This window comes from Noviherbaspirillum sp. (genome assembly GCF_036846085.1).
Taxonomy (GTDB): Bacteria; Pseudomonadota; Gammaproteobacteria; order Burkholderiales; family Burkholderiaceae_D; genus Noviherbaspirillum.
Genome location: NZ_DAIUCO010000252.1, coordinates 1 through 7,810, shown reverse-complemented (window position 1 = coordinate 7,810; position 7,810 = coordinate 1). Strand labels below are relative to the sequence as shown.

Below are 7,810 nucleotides of genomic sequence, written 5' to 3'. Positions count from 1 at the left end.
CGACGATGAACGAGATCGTGACCTCGGTCAAGCATGTCGCCGACATCATGAGCGAAATCACCGCCGCCAGCGAAGAGCAGAGCGGGGGAATACAGGAAGTCAGCCGCGCCATCAGCCAGATGGATGAAATGACGCAGCAGAACGCGGCGCTGGTGGAGCAGGCGGCGGCAGCGGCACAAAGCATGCAGACGCAGGCCGGCGCGCTGGCTGATGCAGTGGCAGTGTTCAAACTGTCGGCGATGCATGCGGCGACGGGCAAGACGAGCGGGCCGGTGTCGGCAATGACATCGAAGCCGGCGCCTGTGCGTGCGGTGGCCGTCGCAAAATCCGCTTCACCGGCGCGTGCGTTGAAAGTCCATCCGGATGCGCAGCCCCGCACCACGCCGGCGCCTGTTCCGGGTGGGGAATGGGAAGAATTCTGATGCATCCATCGGCGTAGAGGCATTTCATTTGAACGAATCAACAGATACGGGAATGGCGCTTTGTTCTGCTCATCGCCGGCAGCGCGGTGGGGGTATGGTGAGCACTGCTGCGGTGCAATTTTTCGCAAGGATCGGTTTGCGCACGCACGATGACGGAAAAGGCAAGACGGTACATCCGGACGCTGCCGGCGCGGCGTGTCGGACCACCGGTTTATATGAAAGAAGCGCAGCGTGCTGACTGCATCAAAACAAACCAGGCCGGACTCCAGCAAGGAGTTCGAATTCACTTCGCGCGATTTTGAGCGTGTGCGGACCCTGATTTACCGGAACGCCGGAATCGCACTCTCGGAAAGCAAGCAGGAAATGGTCTATAGCCGGCTGGCGAGACGCCTGCGCGCAACCGGCATCCAGTCCTTCCAGCAGTACCTGGACGACCTTGAAAGTCGGCCGGATCATTCGGAATGGGAAGCCTTTACCAATGCGCTGACCACCAACCTGACGTCCTTCTTTCGCGAGGCGCATCATTTTCCGTTGCTGGCCGACCATGCCATGCGCAAAGGCGAGCCGATGTCGGTGTGGTGCGCCGCCAGTTCCACCGGGGAGGAACCGTACTCTATCGCGATCACCTTGTGCGAAGCCTTCGGGAGCCTGACGCCGCCGGTCCAGATCGTGGCCACCGATATCGATACCAATGTTTTGGCGACGGCGTCTAACGGTGTTTATCCGATGGAAAGGGTGGAGAAGATGTCACCGGAGCGGATGAAACGCTTCTTCCTGCGCGGCAAGGGCCGGCAGGAGGGGATGGTCAGAGTCAGGCAGGAACTGCGCCAGTTGATCACCTTTCAACCGCTCAATCTGCTGGCCGACAAATGGCCCGTAACAGGGCCCTTCGATGCGATCTTCTGCCGCAATGTAATGATTTATTTCGACAAGCCGACACAGGGGAAAATATTGTCCCGATTCGCGCCGCTGATGAAACCGGACGCGCTGCTGTTCGCCGGGCATTCGGAAAACTTCCTGTATGTAAGCGATGCGTTCAAGCTCAGGGGCAAGACCGTGTACGAACTCTCCACTCACCGCGGCAGCGCCCCCACCACACCCGGCATGGCCGGTGCGACCCGAAATGCCATGAGAAGCATGATATGAAAGAAGGATTCGAAGAACAGTTTGCAACCAATGTCTATTACGACCGGACATTCGATTGCGACGCGGCCAAGATACTGCCGGGCGAGTACTACTACACCTGCAAGGACATGGTCATCGTGACCGTGCTCGGCTCCTGTGTTTCCGCATGCATCAGGGACAGGGTGTCCGGCATCGGCGGCATGAACCACTTCATGCTGCCGGACGGCGGCTCGGACGCGGACAGCCCGGTATCGGCATCGATGCGGTACGGTACCTACGCAATGGAAGTGCTGATCAACGATCTGTTGAAAGCCGGTGCAAGGCGGGAGAACCTGGAGGCGAAGGTGTTTGGCGGCGGCAACGTGCTGCGCGGATTCGTCGCCATCAATGTAGGGGAGCGCAATGCGAACTTCGTGCGCGAGTACCTGCGCGCCGAAAACATCCGCACGATGGCCGAGGATCTGAACGACATTTATCCCCGCAAGGTGTACTACTTCCCGCGTACCGGCAAGGTGCTGGTCAAGAAGCTCAAGCAGCTCAACAACAATACGCTGGTGAACCGCGAGCAGGATTACGCGCAACGCCTGCTGTCGACACCGGTCGCCGGCGCGGTCGAATTGTTTTGACCGGTCATATTCAATGCACAGTCACAGCCAGACAACACTATGAAAACCAAGGTACTGATCGTGGACGACTCGGCGCTGATCCGCAGCGTCATGACAGAGATCATCAGCCGGCAGCCTGACATGCAGGTGGTCGGCGTTGCGCCGGACCCGATCGTGGCCCGGGAAATGATCAAGCAAACCAACCCCGACGTCCTGACGCTGGACGTCGAGATGCCGCGCATGGACGGCCTGGACTTTCTTGAAAAGCTGATGCGGCTGCGGCCGATGCCTGTGGTCATGGTGTCGTCGTTGACCGAACGCGGGTCGGAGATTACCTTGCGCGCCCTTGAACTCGGTGCGGTCGATTTCGTTACGAAGCCGAAGCTGTCGATCCAGAGCGGCATGCAGGAATACGCGGACACCATCGCCGACAAGGTGCGCGGCGCGGCAAAGGCACGCATCCGTGCCCGCGCGATTGCGCCGGCCGGTCCGGCCACCGGAGGTGGCGCGCTGCCGATGCTCCGCAATCCGCTCATGAGCAGCGAAAAGCTGATCATCATCGGGGCGTCAACCGGCGGTACCGAAGCGATCAAGGACTTCCTCATGCAGATGCCGTCGGATTGCCCGGGCATCCTGATCACGCAGCACATGCCCGAGGGTTTCACCCGCTCCTTTGCGAAACGGCTGGATAGCCTCTGCAAAATTTCCGTTAACGAAGCGGCGGGCGGCGAGCGGGTTTTGCCGGGACATGCATTCATCGCCCCGGGGCATTCCCACCTTCTGCTGGCGCGCAGCGGGGCAAACTATGTCACCAGGCTGGACCAGGGGCCGCCGGTCAACCGGCACCGGCCGTCGGTCGACGTGCTCTTCGAATCTGCCGCGGAATGCGCGGGCAAGAACGCGGTCGGCGTCATCCTGACCGGCATGGGCAAGGACGGCGCCGCGGGCATGCTGCGCATGCGCAACGCCGGCGCGCATAACTTCGCACAGGACGAGGCGAGCTGCGTGGTGTTCGGCATGCCGCGGGAAGCAATCGCTGTCGGCGCGGCCCACGAGGTCGGCGCCCTGCAGGCCTTGCCGCGCATGGTGCTGGAATATCTTGCGGCGAACAGCAGCCGGGCGCTGCGGGTGTGATGCGGCAGCCTCCGGCACGGTCGCATACAGCGAATGGTTATCAGAAGATAAACGAAGGCGGCAGTTCGTTTTCAGGTGCACAGAAAATCGTTGGTTTTCGTCATCCTTTGACTACGGCGAGGGATGACACGGTGCATAATAGCCTGCGGCAGGACCCTCAAGTTTTGGTGTTGAACGGCCGATAAGGCCGATAACAGTGTTAAGAATTATTGGAGTCATTCATGGCTGGTCCGAATACAAAATTCCTGGTAGTAGACGATTTCTCGACGATGCGCCGCATCGTGCGCAACCTGCTCAAGGAGCTTGGCTATACCAACGTTGACGAGGCCGAAGACGGCTCGATGGCGCTGTCCAAGCTGAGAAGCGAGCAATTCGACTTCGTCATTTCCGACTGGAACATGCCGGTGATGGACGGGCTGACGATGCTGCAGAACATCCGCGCCGACGCCGCGCTGTCGAAGTTGCCGGTACTGATGGTGACGGCGGAAGCGAAAAAGGAAAACATCATCGCGGCGGCCCAGGCCGGCGCCAACGGCTACGTGGTGAAGCCATTCACCGCCGCCACGCTCGACGAAAAACTGTCGAAGATCTTCGAGAAACTGGAAAAGGTCGGCGCCTGAACCAGTAGTGCGCGTGCCGGGCATCCGCCGCGCCGGTCTTCCGGCATGGAGCAGTGGATGCCAGGCATGCAACGTTCACAGCATGTCATCGCCGATTTACCTGCTTAATCAAAGAACATCCTATGCAAGATGAGAATTTCATTGTCCGAGAGCCCCTGCTGAACCTGCAGGAAGAGGTGATCGGATACGAACTGTGCTGGCAGAAAAATGCCGATGCGCTGGAACGTCCGAGCGATGCGGACGCGGAGGCGTTGGCAACGTTCGTTTCCGACCTCGCGAGCGCCGGCGACGGCAGCCCGCTGATGGGCAACCACCTTGTCTTCATCGCCGCATCGGCGGCCACGTTGAAAGCCGGCGCGTACGCAAGCCTGCCGTCCAAGGGCACGGTGATCGCCGTGTACGGCGACGATCTGGCCGACCCGGAGGTGCTGCCGGCGATCAGGGCGCTGCGGGGGGCGGGGTATGGCGTATCGCTGCGCGGCGCCAAGCTGGCGGCGGTGGACCGCTCGATCCTGACACAAATGACGCATGTGGAAACGCCGCTCAATGTCGGCAATTTTGTCGCCCATGTGCAGCTCTACCGTTCGCTGGATATCGCCGCGACCCGCATGGTCGCGCGGGGCGTATCGAGCTGGGAGCAGTACGACGTATGCGCCAAGCTGGGCATCCATGCTTTCGTCGGCAAACTGCACCTGACGCCGCGCCAGGGCAACGGCATGAAGGAACTCAACCCTGCCCAGACGATGATCCTGCAGTTGATGGACATGGTGCGGCAGAACGCCGACGTCCGCCAGCTCGAAGGCCTGCTCAAGCGCGACGCGGCCTTGTCCTACAAGCTGCTGCGGTACATCAACTCCGCCGGTTTCGGCCTCGGCTGCGAAATCCAGTCGCTCAAGCACGCGGTCACGATGCTTGGTTATACGCCGCTCTACCGCTGGCTTGCGCTCCTGCTGGCGACGGCGTCGACCTCCAGCTATTCGCCGGTCCTGATGGAAACGGCAGTCATTCGCGGCCGTTTCGCGGAACTGCTCGGCCAGACCTTCCTGCCGAAAAACGAGGCGGAGAACCTCTTCGTGGCAGGCATGTTCTCGCTTCTCGACAAGCTCTTTGGCGTGCCGATGGAGGACGTGCTCGAAAAAGTGCAGCTTTCCGACGCGGTATCGGAAGCCTTGCTCACCCGCGAAGGCATCTACGGTCCCTTCCTCGCACTGGCCGAGGCCTGCGAGCTCAATACGGCTGAAGTCGAGGCGATGGCCACATCGCTGTGCATCAGCCCGAAGCAGGTCAACGATGCGCACCTGTCTGCCCTGGCCTGGGCACAAAGCCTCAAGCTGTAAATGCCCGCCTCCGACCTGCCGCCCCTGAAAAGCGGCAGGTTTCCCTGCCTGTTCCCACGATCGTATTTGTTGCATTCCGTCAATAATCGTCTCTAATCGGTCCCCAGATTGTGAGGATCGCCATGGGAGTCGGCAATGGCCGGAGACAGCGAACTTGAAAAAACCGAACCAGCGTCGCCAAGACGGCTGGAGCAAGCCCGGGAGGAGGGCGATGTCCCGCGTTCGCGCGAGCTCGCCACCTGCACCGTGCTGCTGGCGGCCGGGTGCGGCCTTTGGTTTACCGGTGAAAGCATGGTCCGCCAGCTCAACCGGATGCTGGCGTCCGGACTGGCACTCAACCGCGAGCAGGCGTTCGACTTCAACCTGCTGGTCGCCGGCCTGAGCGTACACGTGGTCGATCTTCTGATTGCCTTCGCTCCCCTCGCGGTACTCCTCATGGTGGTTGCCGCTGCGTCGCCCCTCCTGATCGGCGGCTGGCTCTTTTCCGGCAAGGCGCTGATGCCAAAGTTCGACCGCCTGAATCCGATCAATGGTCTCGGCAACCTGGTGTCGGCCCGCGCAGGCGTGGAACTGCTCAAGGCGATCATCAAGGCCGTCCTCGTCGGGACGATTTCCTGGCTGGTGGTGTCGAGCCAGATCGATGCGATGCTGACCCTCGCGGTCGAGCCGCTCGAATCCGGCGGCGCCCATCTCGGACGGCTGCTGATGGGCGGCTTCATTGCCATCGTCGGCGGGCTGGCGGTCGTGGCGATGATCGATGCGCCTTACCAGATGTGGAGTTACGCCAAGAAGCTCATGATGACGCGCGAGGAACTGCGCCAGGAAGCCAAAGAATCCGATGGCGATCCGCAGGTCAAGGCGAAGATCCGCTCCCTGCAGCGCGAGATGGCCCGCCGCAGAATGATGACCGAAGTGCCGACCGCCGACGTGGTGGTCACGAACCCGACCCACTATGCGGTGGCGCTCAAGTATGCCGACGGCGCCATGGGCGCACCGAAGGTCGTTGCAAAGGGCGCCGACGAAGTGGCGGCAAAGATTCGCGAACTGGCCGCCGAGCACAAGGTGCCGCTGCTGGAAGCGCCGCCGCTTGCCCGTGCACTCTACCGCCATACCGAACTGGGCGACGAGATCCCCGAAGCGCTGTATACGGCAGTCGCTGAAGTACTGGCTTATGTATTCCAATTGCGCACCTACAACAAGCACGGCGGCGAGCGTCCGGATGTGCCGCGCAAGATCGAGGTGCCGCCGCAGCTCGATCCACTCCAGGCCGGTACGCAACCGGCAGCAGGTAACGGGATGATGCAATGAACAGCCTGAGAATTCCGCCCTGGCTTACCGGCAGCGCGAGCAAGGCATTTGCGGCGCCGCTGCTGATCGTGATGATGCTGGCGATGATGGTGCTGCCCTTGCCGCCATTCATCCTCGACATTTTTTTCAGCTTCAATCTCGCCCTGTCGGTGATCGTGCTGCTGACCGCGCTGTACACAGTGAAGCCGCTCGATTTCATGGTGTTCCCGACCGTGCTGCTGGTATCGACCATGCTGCGCCTGTCGCTCAACGTTGCTTCCACCCGCGTGGTGCTGACGGACGGCCATACCGGCCCCGACGCGGCCGGCAAGGTGATCGAAGCCTTCGGCCACTTCCTCATCGGCGGCAACTATACCGTCGGTATCGTGGTGTTCGTGATCCTTACCATCATCAACTTCACGGTGGTGACCAAGGGCGCAGGCCGGATCGCCGAAGTGGGCGCCCGGTTCGCCCTGGACGCAATGCCCGGCAAGCAGATGGCGATCGATGCCGACCTGAATGCCGGCCTGATCGGCGAGCAGGAAGCCCGCCGCCGCCGGACCGAAGTCGGCCAGGAAGCCGAGTTTTACGGCGCGATGGACGGCGCCAGCAAATACGTGCGCGGCGATGCGATCGCAGGCATCATCGTCACCGTCATCAACGTCGTCGGCGGCCTGATCGTCGGCATGGTCCAGCATGAAATGGCGTTCGATGCGGCGTTGAAGAATTACACCCTGCTGGCGATCGGTGACGGCCTCGTTGCACAGATTCCCTCGCTGATCATTTCCACCGCCGCCGGCGTGGTGGTGTCGCGCGTCGCCAGCGAACAGGATATCGGCAGCCAGCTTGTCGGCCAGTTGTTCGCCAAGCCGCAGGTGCTGTACATTACCGCCGCCATCATCGGCGGCATGGGCATGATCCCCGGCATGCCCCACGTGGCATTCCTGTTCCTGGCCGGGATCATGGCAGGCGGGGCTTACATGCTGTCGCAGCGCGCGAAGAAAGCGGCGGAAGCACCGCCTCCTGAGCCGGAAGTGGCGGTCGCCGCGCCGGAAATGGAAGAGGCGAGCTGGCAGGACATCATGCCGGTGGATATCCTTGGCCTCGAAGTCGGCTACCGCCTGATTCCGCTGGTGGACAAGGGCCAGAGCGGCGAACTGCTGCGCCGGATCAAGGGCATACGCAAGAAATTCGCGCAGGAAGTCGGCTTCCTGTCGCCGCCGGTGCATATCCGCGACAACCTCGAACTCAAGCCATCCGCCTACCGGATCGCCCTTGAG

The 7,810-nt window shown here is 61.6% G+C and carries 7 protein-coding genes and 1 pseudogene; all 8 read left to right on the top strand.

Going from position 1 to position 7,810, the window contains the following annotated elements; genetic code table 11:
- Window positions 1-422, top strand: a pseudogene (locus V7080_RS21435) (methyl-accepting chemotaxis protein); the annotation flags it as partial.
- A gap of 234 nt (window positions 423-656) precedes the next feature.
- On the top strand, window positions 657-1,568 hold the full coding sequence (locus tag V7080_RS21430; RefSeq protein ID WP_334190422.1) for a CheR family methyltransferase: 912 nt from the start codon (window positions 657-659) through the stop codon (window positions 1,566-1,568).
- Window positions 1,565-2,173 carry a chemoreceptor glutamine deamidase CheD gene (gene cheD, locus V7080_RS21425; protein WP_334190421.1) on the top strand — a complete coding sequence of 203 codons (609 nt, stop codon included), beginning with the start codon at window positions 1,565-1,567 and terminating at the stop codon, window positions 2,171-2,173. Before V7080_RS21430 ends, cheD begins: the two co-directional genes overlap by 4 nt.
- Before the next feature lie 39 nt (window positions 2,174-2,212).
- On the top strand, window positions 2,213-3,286 hold the full coding sequence (locus tag V7080_RS21420; RefSeq protein ID WP_334190420.1) for a protein-glutamate methylesterase/protein-glutamine glutaminase: 1,074 nt from the start codon (window positions 2,213-2,215) through the stop codon (window positions 3,284-3,286).
- A gap of 221 nt (window positions 3,287-3,507) precedes the next feature.
- Window positions 3,508-3,906: a chemotaxis response regulator CheY gene (gene cheY / locus V7080_RS21415; RefSeq protein WP_326508092.1), complete on the top strand. Its 399-nt coding sequence runs from the start codon at window positions 3,508-3,510 to the stop codon at window positions 3,904-3,906.
- Window positions 3,907-4,028: 122 nt separating this feature from the next.
- Window positions 4,029-5,243 (top strand): EAL and HDOD domain-containing protein, encoded by a 1,215-nt coding sequence (locus tag V7080_RS21410; protein WP_334190419.1) that lies wholly within the window; start codon window positions 4,029-4,031, stop codon window positions 5,241-5,243.
- A gap of 135 nt (window positions 5,244-5,378) precedes the next feature.
- Window positions 5,379-6,551: a flagellar biosynthesis protein FlhB gene (flhB, locus tag V7080_RS21405; RefSeq protein WP_334190418.1), complete on the top strand. Its 1,173-nt coding sequence runs from the start codon at window positions 5,379-5,381 to the stop codon at window positions 6,549-6,551.
- A partial coding sequence (locus V7080_RS21400) for a flagellar biosynthesis protein FlhA (protein WP_334190417.1) occupies window positions 6,548-7,810 on the top strand: 1,263 nt, incomplete at its 3' end. The genes flhB and V7080_RS21400, both read left to right, overlap by 4 nt.

Bases quoted from the DNA above. Each gene is read 5' to 3' on its own strand.
- cheD (WP_334190421.1), top strand. From the start codon at position 1,565: ATGAAAGAAGGATTCGAAGAACAGTTTGCAACCAATGTCTATTACGAC.
- V7080_RS21420 (WP_334190420.1), top strand. From the start codon at position 2,213: ATGAAAACCAAGGTACTGATCGTGGACGACTCGGCGCTGATCCGCAGC.
- flhB (WP_334190418.1), top strand. From the start codon at position 5,379: ATGGCCGGAGACAGCGAACTTGAAAAAACCGAACCAGCGTCGCCAAGA.
- cheY (WP_326508092.1), top strand. From the start codon at position 3,508: ATGGCTGGTCCGAATACAAAATTCCTGGTAGTAGACGATTTCTCGACG.
- V7080_RS21410 (WP_334190419.1), top strand. From the start codon at position 4,029: ATGCAAGATGAGAATTTCATTGTCCGAGAGCCCCTGCTGAACCTGCAG.